The organism is Moorena sp. SIO3I6 (assembly GCF_010672095.1).
Map to the genome: position 1 here is coordinate 1 of NZ_JAAHHU010000084.1, position 16,230 is coordinate 16,230.

Consider the following 16,230-nt stretch of genomic DNA (forward strand, 5'->3'; position numbering starts at 1 on the left):
CTGACTACTTACACTCAAACAGTTAACCAAACCGAAAGGTCTCGTTGAATCAAATCTTGGAGTTTGAGGATATCATCACGATAAAATTCCAGCAACTGTTGCCGTTCCTCTTTAGAAAGAGCAGCTTTTTTCTTATCAGTTGAGTTCATGTTAATTAGCGCCAAACGAACAGTTTGCCTCACCTCCAGCGGCAGGATGTACCTTAGTCCAGAAGCCACCATAGTTCTGAGGGGATTTTGTTTACGCAACAGATTATTAACCAATTTTACTTTAGGAATTTGAGCCACTTGAGCTTTTTTGGATACATCCGGGATAAACGTTTCATCTACTCCAATGAATCGATAAATATCCTGGAGCAAAGCCACGTAATTTTTACATAAATCATCGTACAGATAAACTTTTATTTTATGTCGATTAAACTTTTCAAAAAAATGTTTCAGTTGATCATTATATAGTCCTTTTTTTAGGGTAAACGACCCCTTATAGCGAAACTTAAGCTGTTCCGATAATGGTTGAACCTTACCCGCTACATCCGTCGCTTCCCGAACGTGCATTAAATAATCCGAATAAGCTCGGTCTATGGGATTTCTTAGAATAGCAATCAGTTGAACATCCGGCAAATAGCGCAATATTAGTTCAGAAGATGATTTATAATGAAACAAATAGTTAGGGGATGCTTCACCAATCGCTATTTCATCCTTAACGTCTTCGAAAAGTTTACAATATTTTTCAAAGGTATCAATTCTATTTTTGTTAGGAGTTATTAGTTCTGGAGGCAACTTTCCCCAATCTTTTTCAAAAAAATTGGTTTCCTTAACCGGACTCATTTGACACTCCCCGGTCTAAAGACGCGGGGATTCTTCACTCAACGATCTAACTTGCTCGACCAGGCCGGAACCAGGAAGAGTAGAGGTCGGATCTCCTGAAGCGTTGGGATCAATGATCCAAGTTCCGGTGTGCCCCACCGTACTCAAGGCTCTTTTTAGGATATTTATGGCGGCATTATGATCTCTATCTAGTTGACAACCACACTTACAGGTGTGAGTCCTGGTTGATAGAGACTTTTTAACAACCTCACCGCATTCTGAGCAATTTTGGCTGGTATAGGCGGGATTTACTGCAACCGTCACCTTCTTAAATTTTGTACCAAAATGCTCCATCCATTTCCTAAATTGATACCAACCTGCATCATTAATAGACTTAGCAAGACAGTGGTTTTTAGCCAGATTCTTAACCCTTAAATCTTCATAGGCGACCAGATCGTTAGATCGGACTACGCAGCGCGCCAGTCTCTTGGCGTGCTCTTCGCGTTGCCTACTTATTCTAAGGTGATGTCTACCTAGTCTATTAACTGCTTTTCTGCGATTGGATGAGCCTTTCTTTTTTCTAGAAACTCTGCGCTGATAGAACTTAAGGCGTTTCTCTCCCGTCCTGTAAAAACGGGGGTTAGGTTCAGTATTCCCAGTGGAATCAGTATAGAACTCTTTTAGTCCAACATCTAGACCAACAGCCGTTCCAGTTGGTTCTAATTCTTCTTTGATGTTAACTGAAACACAAAACTGGACATAGTAGCCATCAGCTCGACGAACTATCCGAACCCGCTTAATCTGTTTTTTGTCAAAACGCCATAAGTCCCATGTACCTTTAAGTTTGAGCTTTCCAATCCCCTTTTTATCACTAAATGTAATTGATTTCTTGTCAGGGGACAACTTCCAGCCAGACTGCTTATACTCTACTGAACGGCAGTTTTTATGGAATTTAGGAAAACCTTTTTTGCCGGGTACCTTTTTCTTACAGTTATCAAAGAACCGAATGATTGATGACCATGCTCTTTCGGCACTAGATTGACGAGCCGTAGAGTTCAATTCATTGGCAAAAGGGAAATTATTGGCTAGGACTGCACTGTATTTGTTAAGGTCAAATTTATTAACCCTTTTATTGTCCATCCAGTACCTGAGACAGCTATTGCGAATGAATTGAACAGTCCGAATAGCCTCATCAATAGCGGAATATTGATGTTTCTTCCCTTTTGCTTTGAACTCCAAGATAATCATCAGTTTCGACCTTAACTGTTTCTACTTTTATTCTACAACAACCAGGCTAAGATTCTGGATTTTCCTGGAATATTTTTCACAGGCGGCTAAAGCCGCTATTCGCTTTCATCCCGGAGACGAAACCTTAAAATAAGGCAGCCTTAATCATAAAGTTTTAACCCTTTTACCCATAGCCGACCAACCATAAAGGCTGCCTTATTTTTGCGGTAACTTCTGACCCGCTCGCTTTGTGACGGGGTTTTCAGCGTTTAGACTTTTATAAACTTGAGGGTTTTGCGTTAAGTAGTTATAAATAGAAGTTGTTCCTGCCTTCTGCACACCTATAATTAAAGGAATAGGGAATAGGGAATAGGGAATAGGGAATAGGGAGTAGGGAGTAGGGGTAAGAAAATTTAATGTACCTCGTACCCTATAAAAATGTTTCCCATCTCCCCATCACCCCATCACCCCATCACCCCATCTCCCCATCACCCCATCACCCCATCTCCCCATCTCCCCATCTCCCCACACCTCCCGACTCCCTAATTAAGGTAGTTCACTTATTCGCTTCAACCCAGCCGAGTCCTGGTCGTACTCGTCTAGGTCAACGGAAATCGGCTCAACATTCCAGATGTTCTGACCATACTCCCGAATCGTGCGGTCTGAAGAGAATTTGCCCATATTCGCCGCATTAATAATCGACATCCGAGTCCAGTGATGCTGATCCCGATAGGCTTGGGTTACTTGCTTCTGGGTATTCACATAGGACTGGTAGTCTGCCAAAAGCAGGTACTCATCGCTGTACAGTAGGGAATCCACCAGTGGCTTAAACAGGTTAGGATTACGGGGATAGAAGTACCTAGAGCCAATCTGATCGATTACCTGCTTGAGCTCTTCATTGTTGTTATAGTATTCTTGCGGGTTATATCCCTCAGCCTTGAGAGCGTATACTTCCTCAGTAGTTAAACCAAACAGGAAGAAGTTGTCTGCTCCTGCTTCTTCTCGGATTTCAATATTAGCACCATCCAAGGTACCAATCGTTAACGCTCCATTCATGGCAAATTTCATATTGCCAGTTCCAGAGGCTTCCTTGCCAGCAGTGGAGATTTGCTCTGAAAGGTCGGCTGCTGGGTAAACCTGCTCTCCGAGGGAAACCGAAAAGCCTTCTAAGAAAACTACCTTGATGCGATCGCTTACATCAGGGTCATCATTGATAACCTCTGCTACTGAGTTGATCAACTTAATCACCAGTTTAGCCATGTAGTAACCCGGTGCTGCTTTGCCAGCGAAAATAAAGGTTCGGGGCAAGATATCGATAGAGGGATTCTCCTTGATCTGGTTGTAGAGAGTAATGATATGGAGTACATTCAACAACTGACGCTTGTACTCGTGAATCCGCTTTACTTGAACATCAAACAGGGAATTAGGATCAACTTTAATATTGTTGTGTAGCAGAATATAATCCGCAAGGTTGTGCTTGTGCAGCTGCTTAATCTTGCGCCAGCGATCGCAAAACTCAGCATCATTAACAAACTGCTCTAACTGTTTGAACTGGTCTAGATTAGTAACCCAACCCTCTCCAATTTTCTCAGTAATCAGTTCCGACAGTTGAGGATTACTCAGCAATAGCCACCGACGGGGTGTGACCCCATTGGTCATATTAATAAATTTATTTGGCCACAATTCATAGAAATCTTGGAGCACATCCTTCTTCAGCAATTCCGTATGCAGTGCGGCCACCCCATTAATAGCATGGCTACCTACACAGGCTAAATGAGCCATCCGCACAGACTTATCAGGTCCTTCTTCAATCAAGGACATTCGTCTGAGCCGGTCATTATCACCTGGATACTTGGCACGCACATGATCCAAGAAGCGACGGTTGATTTCATAGATAATTTCTATATGCCTCGGTAATAGTTTCTCAAATAGGCTAACTGGCCAGCGTTCCAAAGCCTCTGCTAGCAAAGTATGATTAGTATAGCCAAAGGTGTTCCTAGTGATATACCAAGCTCGATTCCAGCTCAATTTGTACTTATCCAAGAACAACCGCATCAGCTCCGCCACCCCAATTGATGGGTGAGTATCATTCAGCTGAATCGCAATTTTCTCATGGAACAGGTCGAAATTACTATTAGTTCGTCGATAATTATTAATAATATCCTGAAGAGAACAGCTAACAAAGAAATACTGCTGCTCTAGCCGTAGTTGCTTCCCTTGGGAAGTGTTATCATTGGGATAGAGAACTTTCGAGATATTCTCGGAATAGATCTTTTCAGTCACAGAGCCAGCATAGTCACCGCTGTCGAACACCTCAAAATCAAATTCCTCACTGGCACCAGCACGCCACAAACGCAGGGTATTGACCGTATTTTTCTTGTAACCAGGCACTGGTATATCGTAGGGAGTACCCAAAACCTGCCACTCCGGAACCCAACGCACCCGATAGCGCCCTTCATCATCCTTGTAGGATTCTGTCTTACCCCCGAAATTAACCTCAACCGTTAATTCTGGGCGTCGGATTTCCCAAGGGTTGCCGAAGCGTAGCCATTTGTCAGGACGTTCAACTTGAGCACCGTCAATGATCCGCTGGTCAAAGATACCGAATTCATAACGGATGCCGTACCCAACAGCAGGAATTTCTAACGTTGCCAGGGAGTCCAGGAAACAAGCAGCCAAGCGTCCTAAACCGCCATTCCCTAGACCAGGCTCAGCTTCCAGGATTTTCAGGTCATCTAGCTCCAGCCCAGATTCGTGGAGAGCTTGGCTGAGCCGATCATATATCCCCAAGTTGAGCAAGTTGTTAGTGAGCTGGCGACCCATCAAAAATTCTGCTGACAGGTAATATACCGTCTTAGCATTTTTTCTAGTATAGGTTTCTAAGGTTTTAATCCACCGCTGAAGTAGCCGGTCTCTTACCGTATAAGCCAGAGCCATATAGTAATCGTAGGGTGTAGCCAAAAACTGATTTTTACCCTGGATATAATAAAGATTATCAGCAAAGGCTCGCTTAAGGGTTTCCACCGACATACCTGTACGGTCATCTTCTACCTTAACCTTGATTTGTTGTGTGAGGTTGGTAGCTTCCTTCATAGTATGGCTCATCCTGACCAAAAACTTGTCATTCTATTATGAATTCTGTTTGGTGAGAGAGTAAGGATGGACGGTCATTGGTGAATTATCATTCTCTGTAGTAAAATCACCAATTTGTAACACACAGTTCCTACTTGAGTTGATTTTCCTGCAAAGACTGGATCAGAAACAGATTCAATGGGTCTTGACTAATCTCTTTCACATAGGACTCACTGAGATAGGAAGCATATTGGGGTTGTTTAGCAATATAGGTTTTGAAAAAAGCGGTACTAAGTGCCATCAGGTAAGGACGAGCGATCGCAGGATCTGGCCCAATCAATTCAGGTGGAACCGGTAAGACACCCTCTCCTGCCCCACCCAGGTAGGAAAAGTGAGTACCTGCTTCTGTCACCACTAGATAGTTTTCTGGGGTAGTTAGCCAGCTGAAGGGGGTAATTTGTTGTTCTACAGGTGGCGCAAAGATGTCTCTGATACTAGAGACCATCATGACCGGAACCTGAATTTGTGACATCCCGGCTTCACCAAAGATCGGGTTGCTGAGCGGATTAACAGCAATCACTGCTTTTACCCGTTCGTCTCCCAAATTATAGTCTTCTGGGGGTAGTTGAGTACCTCGACACTGGAGTAGCAGGGATACATCTAAGGATAAATTGTTCTGTCGAGCAGCATCACACTCACTAGTAAGCTGTTCAAAATTGAGCTTAGCTCCTCCTAGAGCAAGAACAGTATAGCCTCCGAAGGATTGACCAATTACTCCCACCTCTTCTAGATTCAGCCTGCCAAACTTACTCGGGTCAGAATTAGCTTTAGCGGAAAGTTCATCTAACAAATACTTCACATCCAGAGGACGATGGATGATCGCAGTAGGATTGAGGGGAGTGGCGAAGCCAGCAAAGATTTGATTAATGCGTTCGGAACTAGTACCAATATGCTCCGGGACCGCAACTGCAAAACCGTAAGATGCTAAATGTTTCGCTAGATAGGCAAAGGTATTGCGGTCTGAAGCCAAACCATGGGAGATAACCAGAGTTGGAATCGAGCCTCTTATTGCTCCTTGGTCTGAAGACCTAGGTAGATAAATATCAACGGGAAACGAAGCTTGACGCTCAGAGTTATAAACCTCAAAGGTTTCTTTACGCCAACCTATTCCTCCAGAATTCCTGAGATCTGCTTGTGCTGAGAAATTAAACGATGTTGAGCCTTCTCCCTGTAGTTGTGCCCGATTTTTAATGGCACTAAAGACAACATCATTTACCACAAATAGCCTTGATAGCTCATCAGTAACATCAGAAATTAGTTCCACATCCAGGTAAATAGTTTCTAGGGAAAACTTACGCAATACATTAATAACGCTCAAGCCTTCTGGATCCGAAGCTGCCGAAACTAAAGCACCCCGCAAGGGATAGAAACCATTGCGATTAAAATCTGCTTTTATTACATTCCCCAATCGGCGCAGTAAGGTTTTCCCCACCGGTAAGCGAGTGAACAAATAAACATATCTGGGAGAAATATTAAATCGACTATTTAGTAGAATCCGCAGTGCTGCTAATTGTGTTGGTGTAGCAAAGTTGGCATAATAGGCAAATTGCCTTGTCATTGTGCCATCTTTAGCAAAAATTTCCAAGTCTTCAATCCCAATATTAAATTGTCCAAAGGGAGAAACGAAGAAAGTAATTCGCTCTGCTCCTAGGGCAGGAATTGCACTGAATGTAGATACTAGACTCAAGCCTAGGGATAGGGAAAAGCGAGTTAACCACTGGCGCAGTGGGTTATAATGAAAGGATTGGGTGCTCACTTTAGCTGCTCGGGAAAGACTAGGGGAGTTGGTAATAGTTAAGGGAAAACCTGTGACAAGATCATTAAACATGTACAAAGCTCTCAAGACCAAACTGAAACTGAACAACCAACACAAAACCCTGATGGCACAACATGCTGGTTATTCTAGATGGGTCTAAAACTGGGGACTAGGGCGTGTTTTCAAAGTTTTCCGCAAGATATTAGATCCCCCCCAGCCCCCCTTAATAAGGGGGGAGCCATACTCGCTCATCCCCCTTTTTTAAGGGGGATAATGGGGTATCTCCGAGGGGGAGCCATACTCGCTCATCCCCCTTTTTTAAGGGGGATAATGGGGTATCTCCGAGGGGGAGCCATACTCGCTCGTCCCCCTTTTTTAAGGGGGATAATGGGGTATCTCCGAGGGGGAGCCATACTCGCTCGTCCCCCTTTTTTAAGGGGGATAATGGGGTATCTCCGAGGGGGAGCCATACTCGCTCGTCCCCCTTTTTTAAGGGGGATAATGGGGTATCTCCGAGTTTGAAGACACGCCCTAGCCATTTAGCAATAAGCTTACCATAAATATCATTATACTAGTTATAGTGTTTATTGCATTTATGAGGTACGCTTATCAAGCTCAAAGTCCCCCTTTTTAAGGGGGATTTAGGGGGATCCATTTGTCCCTCATGGAAAAGAGAATTGCTATAACAACTAAAACAGATAAATCCTCGGATATAACAAGGTTAATAGTAATGGGTTTACGGGAAAGACTACTTCGGCGATTTCAAAAACAGGAAAAACCAGAGGAAAAACCAGAGGATATCCAATCCCTCGACTCCCTCGACCAGACCTTAGAACAACTCGACCAGACCTTAGAACAAAAACCCCCTGGGCGAATTCAGTCACTACTGAGCAAATTACCCAAACCAGGAACTCCTAAGGACACCTCAGTAACGGTAAGCAATCCAGAACCAAGCAATACTGACAAAGTTAGAGGTAACATTAGAGGGATACTCAGCAAATTTCAAAAATCTACCACTGACCAAGACATCCCCCAACTGTCCCAAAACTCAGAACCAAGCAATACTGACAAAGTTAGAGGCAAGATTAGAGGGATACTCAGCAAGTTTCAAAAATCTACCACTGAACCAGACATCCCCCAACGGTCGGAAAACTCAGCACCAAGCAACCCTGGTAAGATTAGAACACTACTGGACAAATTACAAAAAAACATCTCCCCCAATGACATCCAGAAAATTGACCAGAGCCTGGATCAGATGAACCGGGGGAGGATAAAAGAAATATTTCACAAATTGCTCCAAAATACCAAGCCAGAAGACATCCAAAAAATTGACAAGAACTTAGAACGGATGAACCGGGGAGCAATTAAAGAAATTTGGCCGAAAATTCAAGCTTTAGCTAAAATGGTCCGGGATCCTAATGCCGCTTGGAAGGGAAAAGCGTTAGCGATCGCAGCCTTAATCTATTTAATATCCCCCTTTGATGCCGTGCCAGACCTAATTACCGTAGTTGGATTAGCCGATGATGCAGCCTTGATCATTGCCGTAGTTTCCACCCTAGCTCAGGAACTAGAAAATTATATGGAAAGACAGGCAGAAAAGATAGCGGAGATAGAAGTCCGCAAGTACAATCGGATTGTCAGAATCAGTTTAATCGGCAGCATTGCAGCAGCCATTATCGCTATTTTGGTCAAATATATCCTAAGTCATACATCATGATTAACCTCTATTATTTATACCGAATTACCGTATTTATTCTGACTACCTATGGCTTAATACAGCTAATCATTAATCTGCTCAAGTACAAGCCATACTATGAAAAAGTTCCAGGGTTTATGAAAAAATACTTTCTTGAGCACGGGAGCATAATTTTAGGTAAAAAGCTCAACGAAAGTCGTCATGATTTAATCATAAATGGCTTACTGTTGCTTGTATTAGTAATGTTAAACATTATTCTATGGATTTTTTAATGGATAGTAAATATGAGGATTATTAAGTTTTAGGGAGTAGGGAGTAGGGAGTAGGGAGTAGGGAGTAGGGAGTAGGGAGTAGGGAGTAGGGAGTAGGTAATGGGCAAAAGGCAAATTACCGATTACCGATTACCGATTACCGATTACCGATTACCCACTAGTAGCTGACCGATAGTATGGGAAAAAACTCCCAATCACTAATGACAAATTAGTCAGTTTATAGTTATTCCCACGAATCTAAATCTAGAGCTTTGGAACCACCTCGCTCTAACTGAATCAATACGTTACCGAGTTGTGACCAAACTAGCCCACTAATAAATAAGGTCATAGGTATGGAAATTGAGTAACACAACCAATAGGGCAAGGCAAAAATTCCTAACCCAGAGGCTAGAAACAGGCAAATCCCAACAGCAATTCCCATAAATGGGAGAAGTAACTGGATTCCTTTAATTTCAGCCAGGGTTTGACTGGATTTGGTCTTATACCATTCCTGTACTTTTTCTTTGAGTGTAGCTTCAAAAGCTAGCCCACAGGTAATCCCAGCAAACAAACCAAAAATTAACAAAAAATAGGGTGGATCTGGCCAAAAATTATACACAAATAACTCCTAATCTTCATGCTTTTAGTGCCTGTGAAGATTATTACAAAAAATGATAGCAAAGGGAATAGGGAATAGGGAATATCAAGTCTGGTTGAATACCCATAATTAAGGAGAGGGTGGGGAGATGGGGAGATGGGGAGATGGGGAGATGGGGAGATGGGGAGATGGGGAGATGGGGAGATGGGGAGATGGGGAGATGGGGAGATGGGGAGGTTTTTATTAAGGGTAATTATCCCGACATGATATAAAAGCAGATCTGGGAGTAGGGAAGATGGTATCAGAAATTATCACAATTCCGACACGGATTGCTAAAGCGGCGAATGCTATCCGGTAGTTGTGGAGATCATAAAATCTTATAGTTTCCTAAGGTGGGCGAGGCGGGGCAATGATTTTTATCCGCGCTGTAACCCACCAAATCCTATAACGTTTGGGAAGAAGCGCTAATTACAATAACAACAAGTAGTGAATACTTAGGAGTAAGTAGTCATGATCAGGAATATCGTTGTCAGCCAGTTGGTCTGACACACTATTTGGTAGTAACAGCAGGAGCTTTGGGTAAAATAGCCCCAATCCCATCACTGGAAATAGTACTTAGTGCATTCAAAGCTACATTGAATAAACGTTCTGGTGGTAAATCATCTTTGACTAAGTTCCACAGACTCTGAATTTCGGCTCCATGGAGTTGGTCATCTTCGGTTAACGCTAACAACAGTTCACGTCGCAGAAACTGACCTTCCTCAGACAAGAGATACTGCAAACCAAGTTGAGCGGTTGGTAGCAAATCAAAGTTCTGATCAGAGCGAGCGATCGCAATCATATTTTCCAGTCGTTCCCACTGGAATTTACCGTCTTTGAACAACACCTCAATCAAACGCCGCCGCATTTGTGGAGTTTCACCGGTAAGCAGACGCTGGGCGACGTAGGGGTAGGAAACCTCGACAATTTTGAAGTTGGGATCTAAGGTCAGTGCCAGTCCTTCTTGAGTCACCAGAGAACGAATAATTAAGGAAAACTTGGCTGGTACCCGGAAAGGATAATCGTACATCAACTCTGAGAACTGATCTGTGATCGTCTTGAAGTTGAAATCTCCGACACTTTCACCAATTGCTTGTCCCAAGACAGCTTCTAAGGCTGGGATAATCGGCTGGATATCTGTGTTGGGTGCTAGGAAACCTAATTTAACAAACGCCTGGGCTAATGATTGATAATCTTGATTAATTAGATCAACGACACAGCTGACAATGGTTTCTTTGGTGTCTTGATCTAACTGATCCATCATACCAAAGTCAATATAGCCCATGCGTCCATCCGGAAGGGCAAATAAGTTACCTGGATGAGGATCAGCATGGAAAAAGCCATGCTCTAACAACTGACGCAAACCAGAGGTGACACCGGTTTTAATCAAGCTTGCGGTGTCTAGTCCTAAGGCTTCAATACGTTCTGTATCGGTTAACTTGAAACCATCAATCCACTCTAGGGTGAGGACACGGATACTGCTGTAGCGCCAGTATATTGCTGGAACCTTCACAGTGGGGTCGTCTTGGAAGTTTAGAGCAAATCGTTCGGCATTGCGACCTTCATTGAGATAATTAATTTCCTCAAAGAGCTTAGTACCAAATTCATCTACAATCAAAGTTAGGTCATGACCGAGATTGAGTGGTAACCAGGGGGCAATCCAGCTAGCTGCCCACCGCATCAAATAAAGATCTAGGGTGAGGATAGGGCGTAAGTTAGGACGTTGTACCTTAACCGCGACCTCTTCACCGGTGTGAAGTTTAGCCCGATAGACTTGACCAAGACTAGCGGCTGCTACAGGTCTTGGGGAAATTTGGCTAAAGAGTTTTTGGATGGAGCGCCCTAACTCTTGCTCGATTATGGACAATGCGATCGCATTGTCAAAGGGAGGCAGCTGGTCTTGTAGTTTGATCAGTTCATCTAAAAAATCTTGCCGAATCAAGTCAGGGCGGGTGGAAAGAGCTTGTCCGACTTTAATAAAGGTTGGACCGAGGTTAGTCAGAAGTTCCCGCAGCTGTGTCGCTCGTTTTAACTTATTCTGCTCAGTCCGGTTGCGCCATTGGTCTAACTTAATACTAAAAACAAAGCTAGCGAAACCCCAGACAATCCTCAGGCAACGCCAAATCACTACCCAAGGTCTGGAACGATAGTAGCGGGCGATCGCTTGTGGATCATAGTACCTTTGGGGTTCATTAGACCGCTGTTCAGGAGATACAAGTTGATGCTGACTCACGCTGAGTATAGGCCTCTCTAAGAAATTTATAGTTTTTTATCTATCTTTTGCGTTTTATTAAATAAGTATACACTTGTACATATACTATAATTCGGTGTTTAAGTCCAATAGTTCATGTAGGGTGGGCAGTGCATCAGACAGATAATGAAGCTTGCAAACCACTTTGGTAGGCACTGCCCACCCTACGATTAATGACAATGGTGCAAGATCTCAGTTTAAGTCCAATCGAAGGTTTAGGGCAGGTTTTGCTACCAGGACAATTGAGAGTCCCATAGAAACCTACACCAGAAACTTGCCCATTTCCTGAACTTCCGATAGTCAATTATGGTCAATTGAGTAGATTACGCTCAAAATAACTGACCAGTCAAAATCACCCCCTCATCCCCTCATTCCCTGATCTGGTCATCTTCAGAGGAACTGGTCACAAATTTCTGCCAAGGTTTACTAGTCCTGTGTCATAGATTTTTTCTAGGTGCGCTTGACCCATTAAGAATTAAATTCCCCACGGGTCCCACCTCTTGATGCATATATCGGTAAAATTGTCAACTTCCATTATTACATTAACCGAGGCTCTAGCTTCGGATTTCAGCTCTGATTTGCGTGTTATCACCGACAGTCTTTAAATTAAAACTTCAGCAGAATCCTCCATGACGGGGCTAAATCAACAAAGCAACAATGGTGTCATATCGATTCCGCTGGTATCGTAGCGAAGCAGCATGGGCAATCTGTTGATTTATCGACGTTGATTTATCGACGTTGATTTATCTACACTATGCTGTTTCCGTGATTGCCCGAACCAAATCGGCACTAAGTACCTGGACAAAAATAAACCTCACTTCTTGATGCAAAGCGCGAGTGGGGGAAACCCCCTGTTCCCTTGCTGCATCGCTGTATTAACTTCTGTAAAGTTGCCAAAAGCCCCTCTGCTCCCAGCTCCGAACGCGCCCCGCGTGGCCCACGGCCTCAGTCCCTGCTCCCTATTTCAACAGTTAATTTTACTTTTGTCCGACTACTTATGTGTCATATGATCGTGCATGATTTGAGACATCCTTTGGCTAATATTATGATATATTTTGATATTTGGCAGCAAACTGAACTTCAAAAAAAACAGCAAAGAAAGACTGAACAAATCTTGAAATTAGCTCTCCAGCTGCGCTCAATGACGGATAACTTATTGATGATGGCGAAGTTACAATCGGGAAAACTTACGCTTAATCGAGACTTGGTGGATATCAATGCACTCGAACAAGAGGTAGTCTTAGATTTCCAAGCCATTGCTCACGATAAAAACATTCAGCTAGTTAGCAATCTACCAGAATCCAGTAAGACTCTTTTAATTGATGCTAATTTAATCCGCCGTGTCTTAGATAACTTACTCTCAAATGCCATCAAATTTTCTCCTTCACAAAGTAAAGTTATACTGCAAGTAGATTATCCAGTAGATCGGGAAACCAAAGCTATAATTCGCATTGCTGATTCTGGACCTGGGATTAATGAAGAATTGCGAAAACGTATTTTTGATAAGTACGATGTGGGAAATTTAATGACTGGAATTTATCAAACTGGTCTGGGATTAACATTCTGTAAAATGGCAGTTGAAGCCCATGGTGGTAGAATATTCGTAGAAAATAATCAACCATCGGGGTCAGTGTTCACTGTAGAAATTTAAGTATAAATTGTAAGCATTCAGCCGTCAGCCGTCAGCCGTCAGCCTTAGCCTTGGCCGTTGGCCACGCTACGCGAATGGCTGAGAGCTGAGAGCTGAGAGCTGAAAGCTGAGAGCTGAATGCTTACGAAATTTAATTAGAAGCTGTAAAAGAAAGACTTCATACTTAATTAGATTTGGCTTCCAGGTTTTCGAGGCGGCTTTTGAGTTCCTGATTATCTTTTTTGAGTTTGTCAAGTTCGTCCCGTAGCTGTTTAAGGGCTTTGTCAGAGCCAATGTTTTTCTGGACTTTCTGAATGGCTTCTTCTGCAATCCGACGAATTCGCCCATCAGGCGTATTCTCTAAAAGCGATCGCAAAATATCCATAGCTTTCGGGGTTTCCATTTTTCCTAGAGCCCCAACTATGGTGACTTGAGTCAAATAGAAGGTTTCACGGGACAGTTCTTCTAATTGCTCCAGGATCGACTCTATTTTATTGGGAGTCTGACCTTTAGAAATGTCTCCTAAAGCTCGAATCGCTCCTAGACGAAGGGGTTGAGGTATGCCAGGAGTGGTATATTCTAAAATTACGTCTAGGGCAATGGGTGAGGATTTAATTTGACTTAAGCCACCAATGGCACCGCTACGTACTACTTCATTCCAACCACTCCGTTCTTGGAGTACTTTTGTCAGCAATTGGATTACTTCATCTTCCCTATCCTTAAGGCTTGCCGAAACCATTCCCCCAAGTGACCTAGCTGCTGAGGCTTCTACGTAGTAGCTGGCATCCCCTTTTTCTAGTAATTGCTTGAGAGCATTGTAGCTTTCTGGAGTCTTCACTTCACCCAAGGCTTGCACAACGGCACGACGCACACGGGGATTTTGATCGGACAAGCCAGCAATTAAGGCGGCTTCGGCTTGATCTAGTTTTACCTTAGCTAATTGTTTGGCTACTTCTAAACGAACACCCCAGAATGATTCACTCTTTAGGGCATCAGACAATGCTTTTACTGCTTCTAATCCTCCCTTTTTCGCCAAGGCTTTCCCTGCATAGATACGGGAGATGGGGTCTGGGTCAAATTTCAGCTGGGCTTTGAGTTCGGCGATTGGGTATTCTAGGGAAACGGTTTTCAGGTAATTATTCCCGTGGTCGAAACTAATCAAGTTAGGTTTTTTCCCCAGTGGGAAATAGAAACTTTGTTCCCGTTCATGAACCCTGACCGTAAATGTCTGTAGGCACGTTTCATTAGACGTTTCCACAGGAGAATCGTCTTCGAGCTGGGTGTAACCAAAGGCAATCGGGATTTTGAGGTCAAATAGCTCACTATCGCTACCCGTGTTACTATCTTTTGCCTGAGTTTGGGTTACTGTAACTTTAGCCAACTGGCTATCCCCATCCCAGGAATAGGCAACTTTGTATTCAGGATGACCGCCTCGGAAGACGTACTGGTCAAATAGGAATAACAGATTACGACCCGTAGCTTTTTCAATCGCCCTTAGCAGGTCAATGGTTTCTACGGTTTTGTGAGCATTATCTTTAACAAAGGTTTGGATTGCTTTCCAGAACAAGTCTTCCCCTAACTCTGCCCGAATCATATGATAGACGCAAGCACCTTTTTCATAAAGGTGCCTATCGTAGAGTTCCATAGCTTCTCGATAGACATGGGTAACCATGGGGCGGCGGTAACGAGAACTATCTTCTGAGATATAACTGCGTGCTTCATTGAGTATGTAGTAGGCAGCATCGTCTTTACCATACTCATGTTCGGTCCAAAACACTTCTGTGTAGGATGCCATGCCTTCCTTAAGCCAGGCATGGGACCAGTGTTTAATCACCACTAAGTCCCCAAACCACTGATGAGCAAGTTCGTGAACCACCAGGCTTTCAGTCCGTTGGTTATCGGTAGCTGCTCGTTCATCAAGCAAGCAACGGTCTGTTAACAGAGTGGTGGAGGTGTTTTCCATACCACCAAAGATGAAGTCTTCTACACAGACTTGGGCGTATTTCGGATAGGGGTAGGGATAGCCAAAGGTTTCACTCAAGAACTCTATCATTCCAGGGGTTTTGCCCATGCTGCGGCGAGCATCCTGCTCTCGCCCCTTCTCGACGTAGTAGTTGACTGGTTTGCCCTGCCATTCATCCCGAATTTCCGCAAAGTCGGCTACTGCTAGAGTCATCAGGTAAGTGGGATGAACTTCTTGCTGCCGCCAGTGGTATATGGTTTCATCCCCGTCTTCTTCTGTAGCAATTAGTTCCCCGTTGGAGATAGCAATCAGGGGTTTTGGCACTCTAACGCGGATTTCGGAGGTAGCAAGTTGACCAGGATAATCGAAACAAGGGAACCAGTAGCGAGAGTCTTCATCTTCTCCTTGGGTCCAAACTTGGGTGGGTTTGTTGGGGTAGTGTTGGTTTGGATGAATGAAGTAAATACCGCGCTGGGGGTTGTCTACACTGTATGCGATCGCAATCTTAATCGCTTTTCCAACAACAGCCGGGTTAAGTAGCTGGATCTTTAGTTGTTCCCCGTCATAGTCAAAGGGTTGGGGGATTTGGTCAACCTGCACTGAGGCGATAGTCAAGTTGACCGCATCAAGTACTAGCTGTTTAATGCCGCGTATTGGGTTGAGGGTGATAGTGCAGGTACCGCTAACGCTTTGGAGGGGGATATCCAGAGTTAAATCCAGGAAAATATGCTCCACTTGTCCTGGGCGGTCAGGATTGTATTGGGGTTTAGCACCAGGTAATTCAAACGATTTGTGAGTTTTGCTTTCGGTATCAAAATACGACTGGGACATTAGTGAAGTTGTAGAACTGAACAGTGTGGACAATGGCGTTAAGTGGAGCT

The 16,230-nt window shown here is 43.7% G+C and carries 10 protein-coding genes and 1 pseudogene; 3 read left to right on the forward strand and 8 right to left on the reverse strand.

Translation table 11 applies throughout. The annotated features are described in order from the left end of the window. Positions 1 to 14: 14 nt before the first annotated feature. The 4 genes from F6K49_RS22135 to F6K49_RS22150 form a co-directional block, all read right to left on the reverse strand. Entirely contained in the window at positions 15 to 827 is an 813-nt protein-coding gene (locus tag F6K49_RS22135; RefSeq protein ID WP_293029016.1) for a sulfotransferase domain-containing protein, read from the reverse strand. Between the two features lie 15 nt (positions 828 to 842). Further along, positions 843 to 2,054, reverse strand: coding sequence for a transposase (locus F6K49_RS22140; RefSeq protein WP_293029019.1), 1,212 nt, complete (start codon positions 2,052 to 2,054; stop codon positions 843 to 845). Positions 2,055 to 2,579: 525 nt separating this feature from the next. Beyond that, complete coding sequence (locus tag F6K49_RS22145) at positions 2,580 to 5,126, reverse strand: glycogen/starch/alpha-glucan phosphorylase (RefSeq protein ID WP_293100151.1); 2,547 nt, start codon at positions 5,124 to 5,126, stop codon at positions 2,580 to 2,582. A gap of 130 nt (positions 5,127 to 5,256) precedes the next feature. Then, positions 5,257 to 6,993, reverse strand: coding sequence for an alpha/beta hydrolase (locus F6K49_RS22150; protein WP_293100154.1), 1,737 nt, complete (start codon positions 6,991 to 6,993; stop codon positions 5,257 to 5,259). Here F6K49_RS22150 and F6K49_RS22155 point away from each other — a divergent pair. Together F6K49_RS22155 and F6K49_RS22160 are read left to right on the forward strand one after the other, a co-directional pair. After that, positions 6,992 to 7,078, forward strand: a pseudogene (locus F6K49_RS22155) (helix-turn-helix domain-containing protein); the annotation flags it as partial. The gene F6K49_RS22150 and the pseudogene F6K49_RS22155 overlap by 2 nt on opposite strands. Before the next feature lie 573 nt (positions 7,079 to 7,651). Then, positions 7,652 to 8,638 (forward strand): YkvA family protein, encoded by a 987-nt coding sequence (locus F6K49_RS22160; RefSeq protein WP_293100157.1) that lies wholly within the window; start codon positions 7,652 to 7,654, stop codon positions 8,636 to 8,638. A gap of 236 nt (positions 8,639 to 8,874) precedes the next feature. Here F6K49_RS22160 and F6K49_RS22165 read toward each other — a convergent pair whose 3' ends face one another. The 3 genes from F6K49_RS22165 to F6K49_RS22175 all read right to left on the reverse strand — a co-directional run bounded on the left by F6K49_RS22165 (position 8,875) and on the right by F6K49_RS22175 (position 11,738). Next, a complete protein-coding gene (locus tag F6K49_RS22165) occupies positions 8,875 to 9,003 on the reverse strand; it encodes a hypothetical protein (RefSeq protein ID WP_293100160.1) in 129 nt (42 codons plus the stop codon). Positions 9,004 to 9,112: 109 nt separating this feature from the next. Then, complete coding sequence (locus F6K49_RS22170; RefSeq protein WP_293045768.1) at positions 9,113 to 9,487, reverse strand: hypothetical protein; 375 nt, start codon at positions 9,485 to 9,487, stop codon at positions 9,113 to 9,115. Between the two features lie 529 nt (positions 9,488 to 10,016). Next, entirely contained in the window at positions 10,017 to 11,738 is a 1,722-nt protein-coding gene (locus F6K49_RS22175; protein WP_293100164.1) for an AarF/ABC1/UbiB kinase family protein, read from the reverse strand. A gap of 1,024 nt (positions 11,739 to 12,762) precedes the next feature. Here F6K49_RS22175 and F6K49_RS22180 point away from each other — a divergent pair. Next, positions 12,763 to 13,407 (forward strand): HAMP domain-containing sensor histidine kinase, encoded by a 645-nt coding sequence (locus F6K49_RS22180; RefSeq protein ID WP_293100167.1) that lies wholly within the window; start codon positions 12,763 to 12,765, stop codon positions 13,405 to 13,407. Between the two features lie 163 nt (positions 13,408 to 13,570). On the opposite strand, the gene F6K49_RS22185 is transcribed toward F6K49_RS22180, so the two are convergent. After that, positions 13,571 to 16,180: a M1 family metallopeptidase gene (locus F6K49_RS22185; protein ID WP_293100170.1), complete on the reverse strand. Its 2,610-nt coding sequence runs from the start codon at positions 16,178 to 16,180 to the stop codon at positions 13,571 to 13,573. Between the last annotated feature and the right edge of the window lie 50 nt (positions 16,181 to 16,230).